We start from the raw sequence: 22,254 nt of genomic DNA on the forward strand, positions 1-22,254 counted from the left end.
TGTGCCTGATGTCAGGCTCTCATCACCGGCCCGTATACAGCGCCAGCAGTTCATTAACCTTGAGGCGGCTTCCGCCAATACTGCTGATTGAACGGCGCACTTTGATTTCGTGCAGCCTGGTCGCAGCCTGATACCACTCTCGCGTAAGCGGGGTGTCATGATTGGAGATCAGCACGGTAATGCTGCTCTCCTGCGCCAACATCGTAGCCAGTTCGGCCAGATGCTGTTGTTCGCGCATGGTGAAACTATTCGTGTGATATGCCGTAAAATTGGCTGTGGCAGACAGCGGCGCATAAGGCGGATCGCAATAAACTACCGCGCCCTGTTGCGCTTTTCCCAGCGTAACATCGTAGGATTCACAGACAAAGATCGCCTGCTGCGCACGCTCGGCAAACCAGTAGAGTTCATCCTGCGGGAAGTAAGGTTTACGGTAGCGGCCAAATGGCACGTTGAACTCACCGCTCAGGTTATAGCGGCACAGGCCGTTATAACAGTGCCGGTTAAGATACAAAAACAGCACCGCGCGGCGATAGTCGTCACGGCACAGATTGAATTCTTTGCGATAGGCGTAATACACCGTCGACTCGTTCGCTTCAGGAACAAAGAGCTCACGAGCGTCCGCGACGAATTCATCGGTACGCTCTTTGACGATGTTGTAGAGATTGATCAGATCGCTATTAATGTCAGCGAGAATGTACCTGGAATACTGCGTATTGAGGAATACCGAACCCGCCCCGACGAAGGGTTCGATCAAACAATCCCCTTCCGGGAGATGGCGTCGGATATCATCGAGCAGCGGGTACTTACCACCTGCCCACTTCAAAAAAGCGCGATTTTTTTTCATGCCGTCGTTAATTACTTTACTCATCAGGCTGTGGTTACACCGACAGCATATCTGCGCTTTGAATGCTCTGCGCACCAGCGGTACGCACACACTTCAGGGAAAGCCGGGTTGCCCCGGCTGAGAATGATTATTTACCCGCTTCTTTTTTCACCTGGCTGACCGGCTTAACCCACGGATTTTGAGCACGAACGGCTGCCGGAAGCGTGGCGACAGCGCGCTTCGCGTCAGCAGAGGTGGCATAAGAGCCACTCACCAGCACATACCAGGGTTGCCCGTTACGGGTGGTCTGATAGACGTGGTAACCGCTCAGATTCTGTTTTTTCGCCCAGGCATTCAGCGTGTCAGAACGCGATGCACTACTGAGTTGCAACGTGTAGTTACCACCAGGGGTTGAACCGCTGCGGCTGGCCGTACCGCTATGGCTGGCCGTTGCCGCTGGCTTGCTCTCTTTCACCGCAGGTTTACTGGCTGCAGGTGTATGGGCAACGGGTTTATTCTGGTGTGTCGCTGTCGGCCGTGGTGCGGTAACCGGCTTGCTGGCTGTAGCGCGTGGCGTCGCTGCACCCGGTGCGACCGTGGCCGCGCCGGTCGGCAGTGAAGAACCGCCCTGACCCGCCTGCGCGGCGGCATCAACCTGCCCCTGCTGATTGCTCAGCGCGCTGTTCAGATCGCCCGGCAGCTCAATACGCTGCTGGTCAGGCGGAGTCTGCACCGGCGGTGCTTCTGTCGGCGTCGGCGATATTGGTGGGACACCCACATTCTGCGGAGAAGCGGATGTATCCGTGTTCGCCGGAGGGGGGTTTTCTGAGGTCACAGGCTGACCCTGGCCACTCATTGATGAGGAGCCTGACAGGTCGATATTTTTCTCGCCGCTGCCGTTGCCGCTGGTGTTCGCGTTACCCGCTGGCGTTGCAGGCTTCTGCGTCGGGGCACTGTCCGGCGATTTCAGCGCAGAACCAATACCCAGTACCAGCAATAACAGCACCAGAATACCAATACCCATCATCATATGCTGACGGGACACAGGTACTTTTGGCGCAGAAGACGTTTTACGAGACCGCGTTGGTCGGCGGTCGCTGGTGTCAGGTTTTAACTCGTCTTCCGGTTTAAACTCGTCCATTTAACCCCCTCCCATAGAGCGGCGATGCCGCTCAAACCCTGTGAACGGCAAATACAGCAGAAATAGTGGCCAGGATGCCTGGCCTCAGATAGTCGTTACGGCTTCTGGCAATCCTGAATCGATGCCAGAACCATATCATGTGGCACACCGCTGCGCACTTCGGCTTTACCGATTGCCAGCGGAAGCACCAGCCGCAGCTTGCCCGCCAGAACTTTTTTATCGCGCAGCATATGCGGTAGATAGTCAGCAGCAGCCATCGTTTCCGGCCCGTGTACAGGTAACCCTGCACGCTGCAACAGCGCGATGATACGGTCGGTATCCTGGGAACTGAACTGCCCCAGGCGTTCGGCATTGCGCGCCGCCATGACCATCCCGGCGGCCACCGCTTCACCATGCAGCCAGTTGCCATAACCCATATGGGCTTCAATAGCATGGCCATAGGTATGCCCAAGATTCAGCAACGCGCGCTGGCCGTGCTCATGTTCATCAGCCGCAACGACCTCAGCTTTCAACTCACAGCAGCGGCGGATACAGTACGCCATTGCGCGGGTATCCAGCGCCAGCAGCGCGTCCAGATTATTTTCCAGCCAGGTGAAAAACTCCCCGTCGAGAATAATGCCGTATTTGATCACTTCAGCCAGCCCGGAAGCAAGCTCACGCGCGGGCAGTGTTTGCAGGCAATGGAGATCGATCACCACCGAGGCCGGTTGATAAAACGCCCCGATCATATTCTTGCCTAGTGGGTGGTTAACCCCAGTTTTACCGCCGACGGAGGAGTCCACCTGAGAGAGCAGTGTGGTTGGCACCTGGATAAAACGCACGCCACGCTGATAGCTGGCAGCGGCAAACCCGGTTAAATCGCCAATCACACCGCCACCCAGGGCCACCAGGGTCGTATCGCGTCCGTGAGGCCGGGATAAAAGAGCGGTAAAGACCTGGTCCATCACGCTCAGCGTTTTAAACTGCTCGCCATCGGGCAGGATGACCTGATCGACCACCACGCCCATGCCTTCAAGGCGGGAACGTAGTGAGTCAAGATAGAGAGGAGCCAGCGTCTGGTTGGTTACCAGCATGACCTGATCGCCCGCTTTAAGCGGCCAAAAAGAAGCCGGATCTGCAAACAACCCGGCGGCGATGGTAATGGGGTAACTGCGCTCCCCAAGAGTTACGTTAATCCTCTCCATGACGCTGTATCACCTTTTTTGCTGTGCCCACAGCGTGGGCCTTCAGAGCAAGACTTAGCTCTTTTCCAACATATTGATAATTTGGTTAGCCACCACTTTCGCACTCTGATCGTCAGTGCGGATGGTTACGTCAGCAATCTCTTCGTACATAGGATTGCGTTCATCGGCTAATGCTTCCAGCACTTCACGCGGTGGAGAATCCACCTGCAGCAACGGACGTTTTTTGTCGCGCTGTGTACGTGCCAGTTGCTTTTCGATAGTCGTTTCAAGATAAACCACTACGCCACGGGCGGAGAGACGATTGCGCGTTTCGCGCGACTTGACGGAACCGCCACCTGTCGCCAACACAATGCCCTGCTTTTCAGTGAGTTCGTTAATGATTTTTTCTTCGCGATCGCGGAAACCTTCTTCGCCTTCGACGTCAAAAACCCAGCCCACATCCGCTCCGGTACGACGCTCAATTTCTTGATCGGAATCGAAAAATTCCATATTGAGTTGTTGAGCTAACTGACGCCCAATAGTGCTTTTGCCGGCACCCATAGGCCCAACCAGAAAGATATTGCGTTTCTCTGCCATTTTTTCGGTATTACTAAGACAATTCGTTAATGATACCCCGCCTTAAACCAGGCAGGACATGAACTGAAACCTCATGAGCGATAGTGCGAGAGTCAGACTAAAAATTATCTCAACACTGAAGGTGTTTTGGCAACCGATTAAATTTACCTTGCCCATTGCACGCAATATTTTGGCGCGTTTCAGTCCGCTTCATTTATCAGCCGGATGTGGTTGCATCGGCTACGCCGGTTGCGCACGATAAAAAACGGTTAAAAAGCATTCGCTGCTAAGGGCACCTGGCCCGTAATTCAAAATCGCTAAACCTTGTAAGCTAATTCCGCCCTTGCGTCAAACGCAACTGTCAGCAATTCCGGAAAAAACATGCAGGTTCTCCAGTTTGCCTGAAAAAACGCATTAATCGCTACGAATCAATCTCGGCGTGATGAAGATCACCAATTCTCGCCTTTTTTGCTCACGAACATCGTGACGAAACAGCCCGCCCAGCAGCGGGATATCGCCGAATAAAGGCACTTTTGTCCGCCCTGAGCCGCTTTGTTGCTGGAAGATCCCCCCCAGCGCCAGGGTTTGTCCATCTTTCACCATCACCTGGGTATTCATCTCCTGCTTATCGATGGTCAGCACCTCGTTATCCCCACTTCGCATGTTCCGGCCCGGCATATTCTGAGAAATATGTAATTTCAGTAAAATACGACCACTGGCCTGAACGACAGGGGTGACTTCCATGCCGAGCATCGCCTCTTTGAATTCCATCGTGGTTGAACCACTGTTACCGGTCGCGACCTCATAGGGGATTTCTGTCCCCTGCTTAATACTGGCCGTCTGCTGATGGGAAGTCATCAGGCGCGGGCTGGCGATAATATCCGCCTGCTGCTCTCGTTGCAGCGCACTCAGCTCAAGATCCAACAGGCGGCCATCCAGCCGGGCCAGTGTTAACCCAGCGACGCCCGCAGCGTGCCCAACCCCCAGATCCACGCGCAGCTGGCTGGCTCGCAGCGCGTCTGACACCTGCTCTGCCCCACTCAGCCCCCAGTTAACCCCGATTTCACGCAGATTTTCTTCACTGATGGTGACAATTTGCGCGGCCAGCTCAATCTGAGCCAGCGGCACATCCAGCTGGCGCACCCAGCGTTCCGTCTGCGCCAGCGCACTGTCAATATCGCGCAGCAAAAGGCTGTTGGTACGGCTGTCCAGGGTTACGCTTCCACGCGCCGTCATCAGACGCGCACGTTCCTGTTGCAGGCTGGCCTCTACCGCCACCGCCTCCGCATGCCGGAGAACAATCGTGCGGTTATGTAACGGCAGCGTCTGTTGGTGAGCTTCCTGACGCGCAGCGAGCTGATGTTGTTCATCCTGCTGCCAGCCCGCCGGAAAGATCAGCAGCACATTCCCCTGCCGTTCAGAAGTCAGCCGCGCCATTTTCAACACCAGCTGCAAAGCCTGCTGCCAGGGAACCTGTTTTAAACGGAGCGAAAGTGTCCCCTCAACCCCAGGCGCGACCATCAGGTTAAGCTGTTGATAATCGGCCAGGGCCTGTAAAATCTGCGCGACCGGTGCCGCATCAAAGGCCAGTGATAACGGAGCTTCGCTTGCGCATACCGGGCTAATCAGCGCCAGCCACAGGCAAATCGTTCTGAGCATTTTGTCGTCCTTTTAGTGCCAGCCGCAGCGGCGTCTGGCAGTCCTGTATCGGGGTAAGAGTGACCGCCCATTCCTCAACGCGGGCGACTCGCCAGTTCGTATCAGACAGTCGGCTACCGGGCTGTTGCCGCTGTAATGTCCCCTCAGGTGAGCGCAGCCAGGCGTCATAACGCGGCCCACGGCCAATGATGCCCAGTAAACGCCACTCCAGCTCAGCCGGCACCGTGGTCTGGCAGCGCTGCTCACCAGGAGGGAAAAACGGGTCACGGGCCCAGCCGTTTAAGGCCAGCAGCAGCAGACCCCAGGCATATTTAGTGTTCATCCGTCAGCTCCATGACCAGCCGCAGCTGCTGCGCATCGTGTTGCAGACTAAAACGAGGGATCGGCAGCACAGGCTGAAGGGAAGAGAGATAATTCAGCAGCGCGATAAACTGTGACCACTCAAGATGCAGTGCCAGTTCGCCGCCCTTCCCAACGGGATGCCAGTATTCCAGCACGGCACCGCTGGCCTCCAGCATGGCTGGCAGAGAAAATGCCACGGGCGTCGCCGGCCGGAGCTGGTGTTGCAGGTGCTCAGTCTGCCGCTGTAGAGCAGCCAGTGAGGGGAGGGTGCGCAAAGCGTGCAGCTGCTGGCGGTAGCGCTGGCTTTGCAGTCGGGATTGCTGGGCCAGGCGCTGTTGCTCCCGCTGTATGGGATGCCACCAGAAGGACCACAGCAACAGGGTCAGCAAGAGTGTTATGGCGAAAAAACAGGTCAGTTGCCCCCATACTCCCCGCAGCAACCCGTCCGTCAGCGCCCGATACGTCATTCACTTACGTCCCCATGAGCGATCAATGTGGCCTGCATGGCAAAGGTCATGTCTCCGCTGCGGGTGCGCTCAATGCCCCCCAGTACCACCTGTTCAAACAGAGGGAACTCACTTAACCGATCGCGCAGCTGATGCAGGTGCTGGATGCTGTTGCCGGTTCCATTCAGCGTCAGGTTTTGTGGGGTTTTATGCAGGGCATTCAGCCAGATATCCGGCGGGAAAACCGCGCCAAGCCGACGTGCAAAATCATGCCACTGCGCTAACTGCTGCTGACGGCGCTGTTGTTTTTCCCTCTGTAACTGCAGCTGCTTTAGCTGCTGTTGCGCCGTATTTAATCGCCCGCTGAGCGCTGCCACGCCGCCCAGCGCCTGCTGCCACAGGTGCTGCGTGACGGCCTGCTGCTGATTAAGCTGGCGCTGCCACTGCCCCCTTAGCAAAAAGACGGCCAGCAACAGCAGCATCAGTGCGCCCAGCCGCCGCCAGATCCGCCTGCGTTTTTGCAGGGCTGCCTGCCGCCAGGGCAGTAAATTAACCCAGACCATCAGCAGTCATGCGGGCGTAATGCCAGCCCGGCAGCAAGGGAAAAAGTGCCGTCGCAGACGGGCAGCGGCGGCTGATAGCACTGCAATGCTGCCAGCGGCATCAGGGCATGTGTTCCTTCCGGTCGCGCCTCTGCCAGGGCAGAGCTGTACCAGATATCACCACACTGCTGCAGATAACGCTGCTGCAATGCGCCGAAATCTGCGGCCTCTTCGAGCGTACACCAGCCCCAGGTCTGCTCCGTCGCGTCTGGTGCGTACCACAGCCAGTGATCGCTGAGCCGGTGAACCAGCGCCGCCGGGGCATCCAGACCCAGCGCCTGGGCCAGCGCACAGAGCGCGCCTGGCGTCAGCTCCAGCACGTCAGGTGTCAGTGACGCCTGGTGCAGGCAGTCCAGCCAGTTTTGCAATGCCTCCCGGCGCGCCGCCGTCAGATAGACCGCCGCCTCCTCACCGCTGCCGCTGCGGTAGTCCAGCGCCAGCGCTTCCGGTGCGATTGGGAAAAATCGTCTCGCCGCCGCCACGATGTAGCTGCTACGATCGGGTTCACGTAATTGCAAAGTGGGCAACGTGACCTGACGCTGCATCACCAGCTGTGGGGGAAAGCCTACGCGCAGTGAGATGCGGGAGGGGAGCTGTCGCCGCCAGCGTTGCAGCAATGCCACGATGGCGTCCGGGCGTTGCACCAGGCCATTTCTTAACGTATCTTGCGGCAACGTATGCTGCCACCAGTGACGCAGTTGCCAGCCGTTTCGACGGCGCTGGATGCCCAGGGCACAGAGCTGCCCGTTTTGAATATCCAGCCCGACTTGCCATGTCTGAAAAGCCATTGACGCGATCTCCCTGTCGTCAGTTGAAAAGGACGTATCCAAGGTACTGGCTTGTCTTTATACTACCGCGCAATTGTTTATAAACTGCCCAACCGACTTTAAGTGGGAAATATCAGGTGAAGTTCGTAAAGTATTTATTGATCCTTGCAGTGTGTTGCATCTTGCTGGGAGCTGGCTCGATCTATGGTTTGTACAAATACATAGAGCCACAGCTGCCGGATGTCGCTACGCTGAAAGACGTGCGTCTGCAGACGCCGATGCAGGTTTACAGTGCCGATAACGAGCTTATCGCGCAGTATGGCGAGAAACGCCGTATTCCACTGACGCTGCAACAAATCCCCCCGCTGATGGTAAAGGCCTTTATCGCGACGGAAGACAGCCGGTTCTATGAGCACCACGGCGTCGACCCGATTGGTATTTTCCGTGCGGCCAGCGTGGCCCTGGTTTCAGGCCATGCCTCTCAGGGGGCGAGTACCATCACACAGCAGCTGGCGCGTAACTTCTTCCTCAGCCCGGAACGCACGCTGATTCGTAAGGTCAAGGAAGCATTCCTCGCCATCCGTATTGAACAGATGATGAGCAAAGACGAGATCCTGGAGCTGTATCTGAATAAGATCTATCTCGGCTATCGTGCTTATGGGGTAGGCGCTGCCGCGCAGGTCTATTTCGGTAAGAGTGTCGACCAGCTGTCACTGAGTGAAATTGCGATGATCGCCGGCCTGCCTAAAGCGCCGTCGACCTTCAACCCCCTGTATTCGCACAATCGTGCAGTGCAGCGCCGCAATACGGTGCTGGCACGTATGCTTGACCAGCAGTACATCACCCAGAGTCAGTACGACGAGGCGCGCAGCACCCCTCTGGTGGCCAACTACCACGTCCCGGAGATCGCTTTCTCAGCGCCTTATCTGACGGAAATGGTGCGTCAGGAGATGATCAAGCGTTACGGCGAGAATGCCTATAACGATGGTTACAAGGTTTATACCACCGTGACCCGCAAGCTTCAGCTGGCCGCGCAGAAATCGGTGCAGGACAACGTGATCGCCTACGATATGCGTCACGGCTACCGCGGTCCGGCCAACGTGTTGTGGAAAGTGGGTGAGCCGGCCTGGGGCCACAGCGAGATAATGAAAACGCTGAAGTCTCTGCCCGTTTACGGCCCGCTGATCCCGGCCGTCGTCACCACCAGCGCCAGCGATGAAGCCACGGCCATCATGCGGGATGGCAGTAATGTCGCGCTGAATCTTGCCAGCGTACGCTGGGCCCGACCTTTCAAATCGGACACACTGCAGGGCGCCACACCGCGCTCGGTCAGCCAGGTATTGCAGCCAGGCCAGCAGATTTGGGTGCGTAAGGTCGATGAAGACTGGCAGCTGGCTCAGGTGCCGGATGTTAACTCCTCGCTGGTGTCGCTTGACCCACACGATGGAGCCGTTCGTGCCCTGGTGGGTGGCTTTGACTTCAATCTGAGCAAGTTTAACCGTGCCACTCAGGCGCTGCGTCAGGTCGGATCGAATATCAAACCGTTCCTGTATACCGCGGCGATGGATCGCGGTCTGACGCTGGCCTCAATCCTCAATGACGTTCCCATTTCTCGCTGGGATGCGGGTGCCGGTGCAGACTGGCGTCCGAAGAACTCCCCCAATACCTACGCCGGGCCTATCCGCCTGCGTCAGGGCCTGGGCGAGTCGAAAAACGTGGTGATGGTGCGCGCTATGCGTGCGATGGGTGTCGACTATGCTGCTGAGTACCTGCAGCGCTTCGGCTTCCCGGCACAGAACATAGTACACACGGAATCGCTGGCGCTGGGCTCGGCCTCCTTCACCCCGCTGCAAATGGTACGCGGCTACTCGGTGATGGCGAACGGCGGCTTCCTCGTCGATCCGTATTTTATTACGCGCATCGATGATGAGCAGGGTAACCACGTGTTTGAAGCCAAACCGAAAGTCGCCTGCCCGGAATGCAATCTGCCGGTCATTTATGGTGAAACGAAGAAAGCAGTAGCCCTGAGTGAAGACAGCGTGGAAAACGTCGCGGTCTCGTCAGAGGGCAACAACGTGGCCGTTCCGCAGCCACAGCTGGAACAGGTGACACAGCAGCAGGTGCGCGAAGATAACGGCCAGCAGTATGCTCCGCATGTGATCAACACCCCGCTGTCGTTCCTGATCAAAAGCGCGCTGAACTCGAATATTTTCGGGGAACCAGGCTGGATGGGAACCGGCTGGCGTGCAGGGCGCGATCTTAAGCGTAATGATATCGGCGGCAAAACCGGGACCACCAACAGCTCGAAAGATGCCTGGTTCTCAGGCTATGGTCCTGGCGTTGTCACTTCCGTCTGGATCGGCTTTGACGATCATCGCCGCGATCTGGGTCGCACCACGGCGTCCGGTGCCATCAGGGATCAGATCTCCGGCTACGAAGGTGGGGCTAAGAGTGCACAACCGGCCTGGGATGACTACATGAAAGCCGCGCTGGATGGCGTGCCCGTACAGCCGCTGACGCCGCCTGATGGCGTGGTGACGGTGAACATCGACCGCAGCACCGGCAAACTGGCCAATGGCTCAGGCAACACCCGCGCTGAGTACTTTATCAACGGCACCCAGCCGACAGAGTATTCCGTGCATGACGTCGGCACCACGCTGATGGACAACGGGGAAAGCCACGAACTATTCTGATAGTAATCGATGATTAATAGATAAAAGCCCACGCTAGCGTGGGCTTTTTATTTACTATCAATAGGTTAACCTGCCCTGCTTCACCAGCCACTCGCGTACCAGGAACAGCGCGCTGACATTTCGCGCTTCGCAGAAATCAGGCTCTGCCAGCAGCGCCAGCAGGTTATCCAGCGGCCAGCGCAGCTGCGGTAGCGGCTCCGGCTCATCCCCTTCCAGCTGCTCCGGGTAAAGCCCCTCAGCAACCACGATGTTCATCTGACTGGAAAAATAGGAGGGCGCCATCGTCAGCTTGCCGAGCGTTTCCAGCTGATGAGCGCCAAAACCGGCTTCTTCTTTCAGTTCACGGTTAGCCGCTTCAAAAGGCGTTTCCCCCGGATCGATCAGTCCTTTGGGGAAACCCAGCTCGTAGCTTTCCAGCCCGACGGCATATTCCTGAATCAGAATCAGATGGTCATCAATAATCGGGACGATCATCACCGCTTCACGACCTGAAGAACGCATGCGTTCGTAAACCCGGCGTGCACCGTTACTGAACTCAAGATCCACTGCCTCAACGGTAAACAGTCTGGATCGCGCAACAGCCTCAACGCTGTGGATGGTAGGTTTCTGTAATTGTCTGGTCATACTGGCCCCAGCGAAAAGCCGAAAAGGTTAACGTCATGCCCCTACAAAACCGGACATTGACCGTGTTATGGTCCATTGTGCGGCAGCCGCCGCAGGAATCCAATCATCGCATGTATGATTTTACTTATTTATAACAAATCATTGTAAACATGAGAAAAATCTTTTAAAAAATGTCAATTATCGGATTAATAATTAGGAATATGCCGATATCTCCGCCAGCAAATGCCTGGTAACATCACATTTGGCCATGCTATATAATTATTCTAATTTTATGATTTTTAGCGCTATTTTTAATCACACAGTGGATTGCCAGCACTGTCTAAAATCGCGATTCGGGTTAATATGACCACAGTCTTATGCGAGAATAACGACAGGAGCATCGTGGCAGGAATGAGGGGAGCATGAGCACAATAGTCATCATATTGGCTGTGATGCTGGCCTGTTCGGTGACGGCAGGTTGTTTCTTTTGGTACGCTATGCGGCATCGTCCGCCGTTGGCGAAACCACTGCCATTCATTAGTCCCCCCTATCGTAAACTGAGCGACGAAGAGCGCACAGCGGTAGAGCGTTACGTCTTATTGCTGGCAAAAAATCGCGGTGGAACTCTGCCCACCGGCGCCAGTAGCTCACCAGAACAGTTAGTGCTCACTTCTCAAAGTAACAATGTCTACCCCGTCACCCGCTCTATTACCCGCTACGGTCTTTCCACTGATGAACCCCACAAATGGCGCTACTACCTTGATGCCGTTGAAGTGCATCTGCCGCCGCTGTGGGAGCAATATATTGCGGAAGAGAACTATGTTGAGCTGATCAAAACGCAATCTATTCCACTGGTGATTTCGTTAAACGGTCACTCTCTGACCCAGTACAGCTGGGAATCTCCCGCACTGGCTCCGGTGGTCCGTGCCAGCGGGCAAAATGCGTCAATCCGTAAGGAAGAAGGCGAGAACATTGAACTGCTCAGGGTGCGCAAAGAGAGCCTGGAAGAGTATGCCCTGAGCCGCCCGGATGGCACGCGCGAAGCCGTGATCATTGCGCTGGGCATGTTGCTGTTCTTCGTTAGCCTGGTGGGGCCGCGGGTGCTGATGCCGTGGCTGGTGCTGGCAGGGTTCACGATGATTGCAGCCAGTCTGTGGCTGCTGTATCGCCGCCCGACGGAGAAAGATCTGCGCGAAATCCACTGCCTGCGCGGCGCGCCAAAACGCTGGGGCCTGTTTGGTGAATCGAACCAGGGCCAGGTGAGCAACATCTCGCTGGGCATCATCGATTTAATCTACCCGCCGCACTGGCAGAGCTATGTGGCTCAGGATCTGGGGCAGACGACCGAAGTCGATATCTATCTTAACCGTCAGGTGGTTCGCCAGGGGCGCTTCCTCTCCCTGCAGGATGAGGTGCGTAATTTCCCCATTCAGCGCTGGCGTAAAAACGTGGTGCTGGCGGCCGGTTCTCTACTGGTACTGGTGCTGCTGGTCGCCTGGATCCCCCTGTCAATGCCGCTCAAGCTGAGCATGGCGTGGATTAAAGGGACAGAAAGTCTGCAATTCACCCAGGTGAATGCACTGGAAAAATCATCGCTGCACGTCGGTGACAGTCTGAAGGTCAAAGGCACCGGAATGTGTTCAATTCCTGCCATCTATCAGGGTAACCGCACCTACGCCTATATGCCTTTCGACTGCTCTGCGGTTTACTGGAATAATGCCGAGCCGTTACCGCTGCCGCAGTCCGATATTATCGATAAAGCGACCGCGCTGCTGGATACCACCCATCTGCAGCTACACCCGCAGACCAGCACCGATCCCAAGCTTAACCCGCAGCTGGCGACCGCCATCCAGAAATCCGGCATGATCCTGCTGGATGATTTTTCCGATATCGTGCAGAAGACCCAGGAACTGTGTAATCAGGAGCAGGACTGTGTGCGCCTGAAAAATGCCCTGGTGAACCTTGGCAATGCTAAGGACTGGCAGACTCTGGTTCAGCGCGCCAACTCCGGTGCGCTGAACGGAATGAACGTGCTGCTGCGCCCGGTCAGCGCCGAAGCGCTGGAAAACCTGGTGAACACGGCAACATCATCGTTCTTCTATCGTGAAACACGCCGTGCCGCAGAGGCGTTAAACAGCCCTCCTCCGGGCGGATTCCTGATCTACAGCGATGAAGGCCGTCAGCTGGTGAATCAGCCGGCACCGGTCGCCTCACTGTTCGATTACAACGCACCGGATCAGTGGCCGGAGCTGCAACGCCTGGCGGGCATGCTGTTGCATACCCCGTTTGAAGCCAGCGGCATCATCACCAGTATCACCACCGATGCTAACGGCACGCGCCATATTGCCCTGCACAGTGAGCCGGACACTATTACGCTGTGGCACTATCTGGGCAGCAGCCTGCTGTTGCTGATGCTTGCGCTGTGCCTGGTGGTTAATACGCTGCTGGCGCTGCGCCGCATTCACCGCAATCGCGTTCGTATGATGGAAATTCATCAGTACTACGATAAATGCTTCAATCATTCGTTAAACGATATGCAGACTGTGCGCCCGATGTTCTGATAAGGCGCATCTGTGCTATTTTTTAATCATTGATATTCTCCGCGTCATACCCGAAATAATCCTGGATCCCCCCTCCCCCGCGACTTGAAACACGGCGGGGGGAACCCTATATAGGGGTATTCCCAAAAGGAGTAGCGATGAAAGAGAAACCCTCCGCAGGGGTACGGCTCGACAAATGGCTCTGGGCCGCGCGTTTTTATAAAACCCGTGCCGATGCGCGCGAAATGGTGGAAGGCGGCAAGGTGCACTACAACGGCCAGCGCAGCAAACCGAGCAAACTGGTGGAAGTGTCAGCCGAACTGACGCTGCGCCAGGGGAACGATCAGCGCACCGTGGTGATTGAAGCGGTCAGTGATAAACGTGGCCCGGCCACCGTCGCTCAGCAGCTGTATCGCGAAACGCCAGAAAGTATTGAGAAGCGGGAAAAAGTAGCACTGGCGCGTAAAATGAACGCACTGTCTATGCCGCACCCTGACCGACGTCCGGATAAGAAGGAACGTCGCGACCTGATGAAATTTAAACATTCTGGCGACGAATAACGCCACAATTGAGAGAAATATTATGTCCCAGCAAGACCAGATGCACCGTTACCTGTTTGAAAATCATGCTGTTCGTGGCGAACTGGTCACCGTATCCCAGACATGGCACGAGATTATCAACGGACATGACTATCCTCAGCCCGTGCAGCAGGTGCTGGGTGAACTGCTGGTCGCAACCAGCCTGCTGACCGCCACCCTGAAATTTGACGGTGATATTACGGTTCAGCTGCAGGGTGACGGTCCGCTGAGCATGGCGGTTATCAACGGTAACAATCATCAGGAGATGCGCGGCGTAGCGCGGATGCAGGGTGAGATCGCCGACGGCAGCAGCCTGAAAGAGATGGTGGGTAATGGCTATCTGGTGATCACCATTTCACCCAAAGAGGGTGAACGCTATCAGGGCGTGGTCGGTCTGGAAGGTGACACTCTCGCCGCCTGCCTGGAAGATTACTTTATGCGCTCAGAGCAGCTGCCAACGCGTCTGTTCATTCGTACGGGTACGGCAGAAGCGCAGACGGGTGCCGCCGGTATCCTGTTACAGGTGTTACCGGCTCAGGACGCCAGTCTGGACGAGTTCAACCACCTTGCCACGCTGACAGAAACCATTAAAACCGAAGAGCTGCTGGGTCTGCCGGCTAATGATGTCCTGTGGCGCCTCTATCATCAGGAGGAGGTGACGCTGTTCGAACCTCAGAATGTCAGCTTCAAATGCACCTGCTCGCGCGAACGCTGCGGCGAAGTCCTGCGCACGCTGCCGGAAGCAGAAGTGGATGAGATCCTGCAGGAAGATGGCAACATCGATATGCACTGTGATTACTGTGGCAATCATTATGTCTATGATGCGGTCGATATTGCCGCGATTCGTAACGATTCTGCGTCCGGTGACGCTCAGGTTCACTAATCATTCAGGGCCGGATATTATCCGGCCTTTTTTATTCCTGCCTCCGCACTTTTTCCGCCTCCAACCGTGCATTGCCACTTAAAGACAAAGCGATACGCCCGTCGCACAATGCCGAGTTTTTCACCAGTAAAACCGCCAGTGAATAGTCTTTTCCACTAACAAACACCGCCAGGTTAGCAGTATGAATGCAACAGCCACCAGGGCTTTTCATCGAATCAGGGGCGGCTTCTCATTTTTCCTCTTTGACCCTTTCGCTACCTGCTCACGGGTGTAAACTGCGCGCGATCGTGGCATTCCGGCCCTGAAGGACGTGAAAGGTCGTGACGCTAATAACACTGAAATACCCCGACAATTTGCTGCAGTACAAAACCGACAAAGGAGCAGTAACATGCGCACTAACGACCTGACCCCGCAGGACCTCGTCGCTTATGGCATCACTGATACGGTTGAGGTGGTTCATAACCCTGGCTATGAAACGCTGTTCAGGGAAGAAACACAGCCAGGTTTAAGCGGATTTGAACGCGGCATCGTCACCCAGTCTGGCGCAGTGGCGGTTGATACCGGTATTTTTACCGGCCGCTCGCCGAAAGATAAGTACCTGGTGCGCGACGCCACCACCCGCGACACGCTGTGGTGGAATGACCAGGGAAAAGGTAAAAATGATAACCAGCCCCTGTCACAGGAGACCTGGCAATCGCTGAAGTCTCTTGTCACCCGGCAGCTATCCGGCAAACGTCTGTTTGTGGTTGATGCATGGTGTGGTGCGAACCCCGACTCTCGCCTGAGCGTACGCTTTATTACCGAAGTCGCCTGGCAGGCGCATTTTGTGAAGAATATGTTTATCCGCCCGGACGAAGAGAGCCTGAAAACTTTCGTCCCTGACTTCGTGGTCATGAACGGTGCCAAATGTACCAATCCTGACTGGCAGGAGCAGGGGCTGCACTCTGAGAATTTTGTCGCCTTTAACCTGACAGAGAATATGCAGCTGATCGGGGGAACCTGGTACGGTGGCGAAATGAAGAAAGGGCTGTTCGCCGTCATGAACTACCTGCTGCCGCTGAAAGGGATTGCCTCGATGCACTGCTCAGCTAACGTGGGCGAAAAAGGCGATGTGGCGATCTTCTTTGGTCTGTCAGGCACCGGCAAAACCACCCTGTCGACCGACCCGAAACGCCAGCTGATTGGTGATGATGAGCACGGCTGGGATGATGACGGCGTGTTTAACTTCGAAGGCGGCTGTTACGCCAAAACCATCAAGCTGTCAGAACAGGCTGAGCCGGAAATCTATCACGCCATTCGCCCTGATGCCCTGCTGGAGAACGTGGTGGTGCGTAGCGACGGTTCCGTAGACTTTGACGACGGCAGCAAGACCGAGAATACCCGCGTTTCCTACCCGATTTACCACATCGACAACATCGTGAAACCGGTCTCGAAAGCGGGCCATGCGAAAAAGGTCATTTTCCTCACCGCCGACGCGTTTGGCGTACTGCCGCCAGTAGCCCGCCTGACGGCCGACCAGACCCAGTATCATTTCCTTTCAGGTTTTACCGCCAAACTGGCCGGTACTGAGCGTGGCATCACGCAACCCACACCGACCTTCTCCGCCTGTTTTGGCGCGGCGTTCCTGACGCTGCATCCCACACAGTACGCTGAAGTGCTGGTGAAGAGGATGAAAGCCGCCGGGGCAGAGGCATGGCTGGTGAATACTGGCTGGAACGGCAGCGGCAAACGTATTTCGCTCAAAGATACGCGAGCGATTATTAACGCGATCCTCAGCGGCGAGATTGCCGATGCCGATACGGTGACCCTGCCTGTTTTCAATCTGGAGATACCGCTCAGCCTGCCGGGGGTTGACAGCGCGCTGCTCGACCCGCGTAACACCTATGCGAATCAAACCGAGTGGGAAAGTAAGGCGCGCGATCTGGCGCAGCGTTTTATCACTAACTTTGACAAGTTTACCGATACCCAGGCAGGAGCCGCGCTGGTGAAAGCGGGGCCGGTGCTCTGACGAGCAATACCGGATGAACAACGGGGCGACCTTCTGTTTCGGTCGCCCCGTGCTTCAGTTAATCCGGGTCAGGCTACAGGCCCGGCGGGCAGCGTTGCCGGAGGCATCGGCAGCCAGGCGCGAATCAGCAGCCCGCCCTTCTCGCTTTTCCCAATCTCCAGCGACCCCTGATGAGCATCAATGATGCGCTGCACAATCGCCAGACCCAGACCGGTTCCGCTGGTGCTGCGGGCGCTGTCACCGCGTACAAACGGCTGGAACAGGTGTTTCAGCTGGTCGGGTTCAATCCCCGGACCATCATCATCAACCTGGAACCATGCACGATGTAATTCACGCCCTGAGCTGACTTTGATCCAGCCGTTGCCATAGCGGGCCGCATTGACCACCATATTGGCCAGCGCGCGTTTGATCGCCAGCGGATTAATATCCAGCATCAGCTCCGTCGACATCACGGCATTTTCGATTTCGCGCTCGTAGCCGCTTTCCGCCGCCACCACTTCACCGAGAACGCTGTTAAGGTCGGCGCGCTCAAACTGCATTTCCTGCCCGGTGCGCAGATAGTCGATAAACTGTTCGATAATCGCATTACATTCTTCGATATCTTTATTAATCGACTCCGCCAGATAGCCGTCCTGCTCCGACATCATTTCCGTCGCCAGACGAATCCGCGTCAGCGGCGTTCTCAGATCGTGGCTGACCCCGGCCATCAGCAGAGTACGGTCATCGGCCAGCTGTTTAACACCGGACGCCATCTGATTAAAGGCTCGCGTCACGGAGCGGACTTCAGAGGCCCCGTACTCACGCAGCGGCGGCGGAATAATCCCTTTACCCACCTGGAGCGCCGCGTGCTCCAGCTCCACCAGCGGGCGGTTCTGAATGCGGATAAACAGCCAGGCACCGCCAATCGCCAGCAGCATAATCGCCAGCGTATAGCGGAACAGCGGGGAGAAATCCCCCTGGTGGATTTCGGTCAGCGGTACGCGCACCCAGATGTCCGGTGACAGCCAGGTTTTCAGCCATACCACCGGCGAGTTTTTATTCACCTCGACGCGAACATCGGTCGGCCCGCCCAGCTGCTGCGCCATCTGCTGGCTGAGGAACTGATAGTGCTGCGCCCAGCGTAATCCGCTCTCTTCCGCCGCTGCATTGGTATACAGCGAGATGCCCAGTTCACGGTAGATTTCACGGCGGAAGGCCGGTGGCACCTCCAGCTGTGTGCCATCTTCCAACTGCAACCGGTCGGTCATCAACATACGCACTTCATAGGCCAGCACTTTGTTGAACTGTTGCAGACTCGGCAAAATAGCAAAGTTCAGCACTACCAGATAGGTCGTTACCAGGCTGACAAACAGCAGGGTAACGATCAACAGTAAGGTGCGGGCAAATGAACTGCGGGGAGAGAAGCGGAATCGCCTCATGCTTTACTGCCGTCCGGCACAAAGACGTAACCCAGGCCCCAGACAGTCTGGATGTAGCGCGGGTGAGCCGGGTCTTCTTCTACCATACGGCGCAGACGGGAAATCTGGACATCAATAGAACGCTCCATGGCGCTGTATTCACGGCCGCGTGCCAGGTTCATCAGTTTATCGCGCGACAGCGGCTCACGCGGGTGACTCACCAGCGCTTTCAGTACCGCAAATTCACCGCTGGTCAGCGGCATCGGCTCGTCTTCACGGAACATCTCACGCGTGCCGAGGTTCAGCTTGAACTTACCAAACGCAATCACCGCTTCTTCCTGAGAAGGCGCACCCGGCAGCTCATTTGCCTGACGGCGCAGAACCGCACGAATACGTGCCAGCAGTTCACGCGGGTTAAATGGTTTTGGAATATAGTCGTCAGCACCGATTTCCAGCCCGACGATGCGATCCACTTCTTCGCCTTTCGCGGTGACCATAATAATCGGCATCGGGTTGCTCTGGCTGCGCAGGCGGCGGCAGATAGACAGGCCGTCTTCTCCCGGCAACATCAGATCAAGCACCATCAGATGGAAAGATTCACGGGTCAGCAAACGATCCATCTGTTCGGCATTGGCTACGCTGCGTACCTGAAAACCCTGCTCGGTCAGATAACGTTCCAGCAGTGCACGCAAACGCATGTCATCATCTACCACCAGGATTTTGTAATTCTCTTGCATTTCGCTACTCCAAAGGCGCAATTGCCTGAGCCTGTATTTTCAAAAAGGATGCCTGAATGTAACAGTCAATAATGGTTTATATTGTAGCCGAAATTGTTACAAAGCATATTAAACAGCAGCTTATCTTTGAAATCACCCCCAAAATTATCCCGTCGCCCGCGCATTTGCTACGGTATTTATCATGACAAACAAGCAGTAACGTTGCGGAATAATTCGGAACATCGGATTTGCATCCCGACACGTGGCACAACAAAATAGTCCCCATATCACGACAACGATGATGCAACGATGAAAACCAAACTGATCACCCGTGAGGGCTACAACCTGCTCAAGCAGGAGCTGGACTTTCTCTGGCGCGAAGAGCGCCCGGAAGTCACCAAAAAAGTGACCTGGGCTGCCAGCCTTGGCGACCGCAGCGAAAATGCCGACTATCAGTACAATAAAAAGCGCCTGCGTGAAATCGACCGCCGTATTCGTTACCTGACCAAATGTATGGAGCAGCTGCGTATTGTTGACTACTCCCCACAGCAGGATGGCAAAGTGTTTTTCGGTGCCTGGGTCGAAGTGGAAAACGATGACGGCGATGTGAAACGTTTTCGCATCGTCGGCTATGACGAAATCTTTGGGCGTAATGACTATATCTCGATTGATGCGCCGATGGCGCGCGCCCTGCTGAAAAAAGAGGCGGGCGATGCCGCTATTGTCCACACCCCGGCAGGGGAAGCGCTGTGGTACGTCAACGACATCAGCTATGTAAAAGAGTCCTAATCATCACGTTGCCGCAGCGCAGACGGCCCGATAGCTGGCAATCTGCGGCTGCAATCCGTATAACTGTTGCCAATTTCTTCAGCTAAAAAGTATCCCAACCATGATGAATAATTCACTGAGTCGCCTGATTGCCGGTGAGCTACAGGCCAGAGCAGAGCAGGTTGAAGCCGCAGTTCGCCTGCTGGACGAAGGAAATACCGTGCCGTTTATCGCACGTTACCGTAAGGAAGTGACCGGTGGGTTAGATGACACCCAGTTGCGCCAGCTGGAGACTCGCCTGGGCTACCTGCGCGAGCTGGGCGACCGCCGTCAGTCGATTCTGAAATCCATTGCCGACCAGGGAAAACTGACCGACGAGCTGGCCGCTGCCATCAACGCCACCCTGAGCAAAACCGAACTCGAAGACCTTTACCTGCCGTACAAACAGAAGCGCCGCACGCGTGGACAGATTGCCATTGAAGCCGGTCTGCAACCGCTGGCCGACACGCTGTGGCAGCAGCCAGAGCATGACCCTGAGCAGCTGGCAGCCCGCTATGTGGATGCCGATAAAGGCGTGGCTGACACCAAGGCTGCACTCGACGGTGCCCGTTATATCCTGATGGAACGCTTTGCGGAAGACGCCGGCCTGCTGGCTAAAGTGCGCGACTACCTGTGGAAAAATGCGCATCTGGTCGCGCGGGTGATTGAAGGTAAAGAAGAGGAAGGCGCAAAATTCCGCGACTACTTTGACCATCATGAAGCGTTAGCCACCGTTCCTTCGCACCGTGCGCTGGCGATGTTCCGTGGCCGTAATGAAGGCATCCTGCAGCTGGCGCTGAACGCTGACCCACAGTTCGATGAACCGCCGCGTGAAAGTCACGGCGAGCAGATTATCACTGACCACCTGAACCTGCGCCTGAACAATGCCCCGGCGGATGCCTGGCGCAAAGCGGTGGTCAGCTGGACCTGGCGCATCAAAGTCCTGCTGCACCTGGAAACCGAGCTGATGGGCACAGTACGCGAGCGCGCCGAAGATGAAGCCATTAACGTTTTTGCCCGCAACCTGCACGATCTGCTGATGGCCGCTCCGGCGGGCATGCGCGCCACCATGGGTCTCGATCCCGGACTGCGTACCGGGGTCAAAGTCGCGGTTGTGGATGCCACCGGGAAACTGGTCGCGACCGACACGATTTATCCGCATACCGGACAGACCGCCAAAGCCGCCGCTGCCGTTGCGGCACTCTGTACCCGACATCAGGTTGAGCTGGTCGCTATCGGTAACGGCACCGCCTCACGCGAAACCGAGCGTTTCTACCTTGAGGTGCAGAAGCAGTTCCCACAGGTGCAGGGCCAGAAAGTGATCGTCAGCGAAGCCGGCGCCTCGGTCTATTCTGCTTCTGAACTCGCCGCGCTGGAATTCCCGGACCTGGATGTGTCCATACGTGGTGCGGTGTCGATTGCCCGTCGCCTGCAGGACCCGCTCTCTGAGCTGGTGAAGATCGACCCGAAATCCATCGGCGTGGGTCAGTATCAGCATGACGTCAGCCAGAGCCAGCTGGCGAGAAAACTGGATGCGGTAGTGGAAGACTGTGTGAACGGCGTGGGCGTGGACCTTAACACCGCTTCCGTTCCGCTGCTGACCCGCGTGGCGGGCCTGAGCAAAATGATCGCCCAGAATATTGTCGCCTGGCGTGACGAAAACGGCCGTTTCCAGAACCGCCAGCAGCTGCTGAAAGTGGGTCGTCTGGGGCCAAAAGCCTTCGAACAGTGCGCCGGATTCCTGCGTATCACTCAGGGCGATAACCCGCTGGATGCCTCAACGGTTCACCCGGAAGCCTATCCGGTCGTCGAGCGTATTCTCGCGGCGACCGAACAGGCTCTGAACGACCTGATGGGGAATCCGACGGAGTTACGCAACCTGAAAGCCGTCGATTTTACCGATGAGCGTTTCGGCGTTCCGACCGTCAGCGACATCATCAAAGAGCTGGAAAAACCGGGCCGCGATCCGCGCCCTGAGTTTAAAACCGCGCAGTTCGCCGAAGGCGTTGACACCATGAACGATCTGCTGCCGGGCATGGTACTGGAAGGGTCCGTTACCAACGTGACCAACTTCGGTGCCTTCGTCGATATCGGCGTTCATCAGGATGGCCTGGTGCATATCTCTTCGCTCGCCGACAAGTTTGTCGATGACCCCCACAAAGTGGTGAAAGCCGGTGATGTGGTGAAAGTGAAAGTGATGGAAGTCGATTTGCAGCGTAAACGTATTGCGCTGACCATGCGTCTGGACGAGCAGCCGGGTGAAACCGGTGCGCGTCGCGGCGGCGGTAACAGCGCCGCTAACGGTCGTGACGCTGCCCGCCCGGCAAAAACCAGCACCAAACGCCCTGCCGCGTCGTCCGCGGGTAACAGTGCGATGGGCGATGCCCTCGCTGCCGCGTTTGGCAAAAAAAGCTAATCACCCCGGCGGGCCTTATGGCCCGCTCTTTTTCCGCAACCCTCCTCCCGCTGTTACGCTATAAGTTGCCCGATATCAATATGAGCGATTATCA

General features: G+C 56.3%; 19 protein-coding genes. 7 read left to right on the forward strand and 12 right to left on the reverse strand.

Annotated elements, in window-relative coordinates; genetic code table 11:
- Positions 1-22 precede the first annotated feature (22 nt).
- The 9 genes from dam to pilM form a co-directional block, all read right to left on the reverse strand.
- Positions 23-844 carry an adenine-specific DNA-methyltransferase gene (gene dam / locus ABEH87_RS12665; protein WP_346577136.1) on the reverse strand — a complete coding sequence of 274 codons (822 nt, stop codon included), beginning with the start codon at positions 842-844 and terminating at the stop codon, positions 23-25.
- A 127-nt stretch (positions 845-971) separates the two neighbouring features.
- Positions 972-1,964 (reverse strand): SPOR domain-containing protein, encoded by a 993-nt coding sequence (locus ABEH87_RS12670; RefSeq protein WP_346576735.1) that lies wholly within the window; start codon positions 1,962-1,964, stop codon positions 972-974.
- 95 nt (positions 1,965-2,059) lie between these two features.
- The gene (gene aroB, locus ABEH87_RS12675) at positions 2,060-3,148 is read right to left on the reverse strand and encodes a 3-dehydroquinate synthase (protein ID WP_346576736.1); all 1,089 of its coding nucleotides are present in this window, start codon (positions 3,146-3,148) and stop codon (positions 2,060-2,062) included.
- A gap of 54 nt (positions 3,149-3,202) precedes the next feature.
- Entirely contained in the window at positions 3,203-3,724 is a 522-nt protein-coding gene (aroK, locus tag ABEH87_RS12680; protein ID WP_048917675.1) for a shikimate kinase AroK, read from the reverse strand.
- Positions 3,725-4,117: 393 nt separating this feature from the next.
- Complete coding sequence (gene hofQ, locus ABEH87_RS12685; RefSeq protein WP_346576737.1) at positions 4,118-5,362, reverse strand: DNA uptake porin HofQ; 1,245 nt, start codon at positions 5,360-5,362, stop codon at positions 4,118-4,120.
- Positions 5,325-5,684 (reverse strand): HofP DNA utilization family protein, encoded by a 360-nt coding sequence (locus ABEH87_RS12690; protein WP_346576738.1) that lies wholly within the window; start codon positions 5,682-5,684, stop codon positions 5,325-5,327. The genes hofQ and ABEH87_RS12690 overlap by 38 nt, the downstream gene beginning before the upstream one ends.
- Positions 5,674-6,171: a hypothetical protein gene (locus ABEH87_RS12695; protein ID WP_346576739.1), complete on the reverse strand. Its 498-nt coding sequence runs from the start codon at positions 6,169-6,171 to the stop codon at positions 5,674-5,676. Before ABEH87_RS12695 ends, ABEH87_RS12690 begins: the two co-directional genes overlap by 11 nt.
- Positions 6,168-6,713: a PilN domain-containing protein gene (locus tag ABEH87_RS12700; RefSeq protein WP_346576740.1), complete on the reverse strand. Its 546-nt coding sequence runs from the start codon at positions 6,711-6,713 to the stop codon at positions 6,168-6,170. The genes ABEH87_RS12695 and ABEH87_RS12700 overlap by 4 nt, the downstream gene beginning before the upstream one ends.
- A complete protein-coding gene (pilM, locus tag ABEH87_RS12705) occupies positions 6,713-7,540 on the reverse strand; it encodes a pilus assembly protein PilM (protein WP_346576741.1) in 828 nt (275 codons plus the stop codon). Before pilM ends, ABEH87_RS12700 begins: the two co-directional genes overlap by 1 nt.
- A 116-nt stretch (positions 7,541-7,656) precedes the next feature.
- Here pilM and mrcA point away from each other — a divergent pair, with 116 nt between their 5' ends.
- Entirely contained in the window at positions 7,657-10,212 is a 2,556-nt protein-coding gene (mrcA, locus tag ABEH87_RS12710) for a peptidoglycan glycosyltransferase/peptidoglycan DD-transpeptidase MrcA (RefSeq protein ID WP_346576742.1), read from the forward strand.
- 57 nt (positions 10,213-10,269) lie between these two features.
- Here mrcA and nudE read toward each other — a convergent pair whose 3' ends face one another.
- On the reverse strand, positions 10,270-10,836 hold the full coding sequence (nudE, locus tag ABEH87_RS12715) for an ADP compounds hydrolase NudE (RefSeq protein ID WP_346576743.1): 567 nt from the start codon (positions 10,834-10,836) through the stop codon (positions 10,270-10,272).
- A 401-nt stretch (positions 10,837-11,237) separates the two neighbouring features.
- On the opposite strand from nudE, the gene ABEH87_RS12720 reads away from it, so the two are divergent.
- The 4 genes from ABEH87_RS12720 (at position 11,238) to pckA (ending at position 16,824) form a co-directional block, all read left to right on the forward strand.
- Positions 11,238-13,376 (forward strand): intracellular growth attenuator family protein, encoded by a 2,139-nt coding sequence (locus ABEH87_RS12720; RefSeq protein WP_346576744.1) that lies wholly within the window; start codon positions 11,238-11,240, stop codon positions 13,374-13,376.
- A 137-nt stretch (positions 13,377-13,513) separates the two neighbouring features.
- Entirely contained in the window at positions 13,514-13,915 is a 402-nt protein-coding gene (gene hslR / locus ABEH87_RS12725; protein ID WP_346576745.1) for a ribosome-associated heat shock protein Hsp15, read from the forward strand.
- Positions 13,916-13,937: 22 nt separating this feature from the next.
- Complete coding sequence (gene hslO, locus ABEH87_RS12730) at positions 13,938-14,816, forward strand: Hsp33 family molecular chaperone HslO (RefSeq protein WP_346576746.1); 879 nt, start codon at positions 13,938-13,940, stop codon at positions 14,814-14,816.
- A gap of 388 nt (positions 14,817-15,204) precedes the next feature.
- Positions 15,205-16,824, forward strand: a complete 1,620-nt coding sequence (gene pckA, locus ABEH87_RS12735) for a phosphoenolpyruvate carboxykinase (ATP) (RefSeq protein ID WP_346576747.1) — start codon at positions 15,205-15,207, stop codon at positions 16,822-16,824.
- 68 nt (positions 16,825-16,892) lie between these two features.
- On the opposite strand, the gene envZ is transcribed toward pckA, so the two are convergent.
- Positions 16,893-18,242, reverse strand: coding sequence for a two-component system sensor histidine kinase EnvZ (gene envZ / locus ABEH87_RS12740; protein WP_346576748.1), 1,350 nt, complete (start codon positions 18,240-18,242; stop codon positions 16,893-16,895).
- On the reverse strand, positions 18,239-18,958 hold the full coding sequence (gene ompR / locus ABEH87_RS12745; protein WP_001157751.1) for a two-component system response regulator OmpR: 720 nt from the start codon (positions 18,956-18,958) through the stop codon (positions 18,239-18,241). Before ompR ends, envZ begins: the two co-directional genes overlap by 4 nt.
- Before the next feature lie 288 nt (positions 18,959-19,246).
- Between ompR and greB the strand changes: the two genes are divergently transcribed.
- Together greB and ABEH87_RS12755 are read left to right on the forward strand one after the other, a co-directional pair.
- A complete protein-coding gene (gene greB / locus ABEH87_RS12750; protein WP_346576749.1) occupies positions 19,247-19,726 on the forward strand; it encodes a transcription elongation factor GreB in 480 nt (159 codons plus the stop codon).
- Between the two features lie 100 nt (positions 19,727-19,826).
- Entirely contained in the window at positions 19,827-22,160 is a 2,334-nt protein-coding gene (locus ABEH87_RS12755) for a Tex family protein (RefSeq protein ID WP_346576750.1), read from the forward strand.
- Positions 22,161-22,254 lie beyond the last annotated feature (94 nt).

It is taken from the genome of Erwinia sp. Eh17-17 (assembly GCF_039675725.1).
Lineage (GTDB): Bacteria > Pseudomonadota > Gammaproteobacteria > Enterobacterales > Enterobacteriaceae > Erwinia.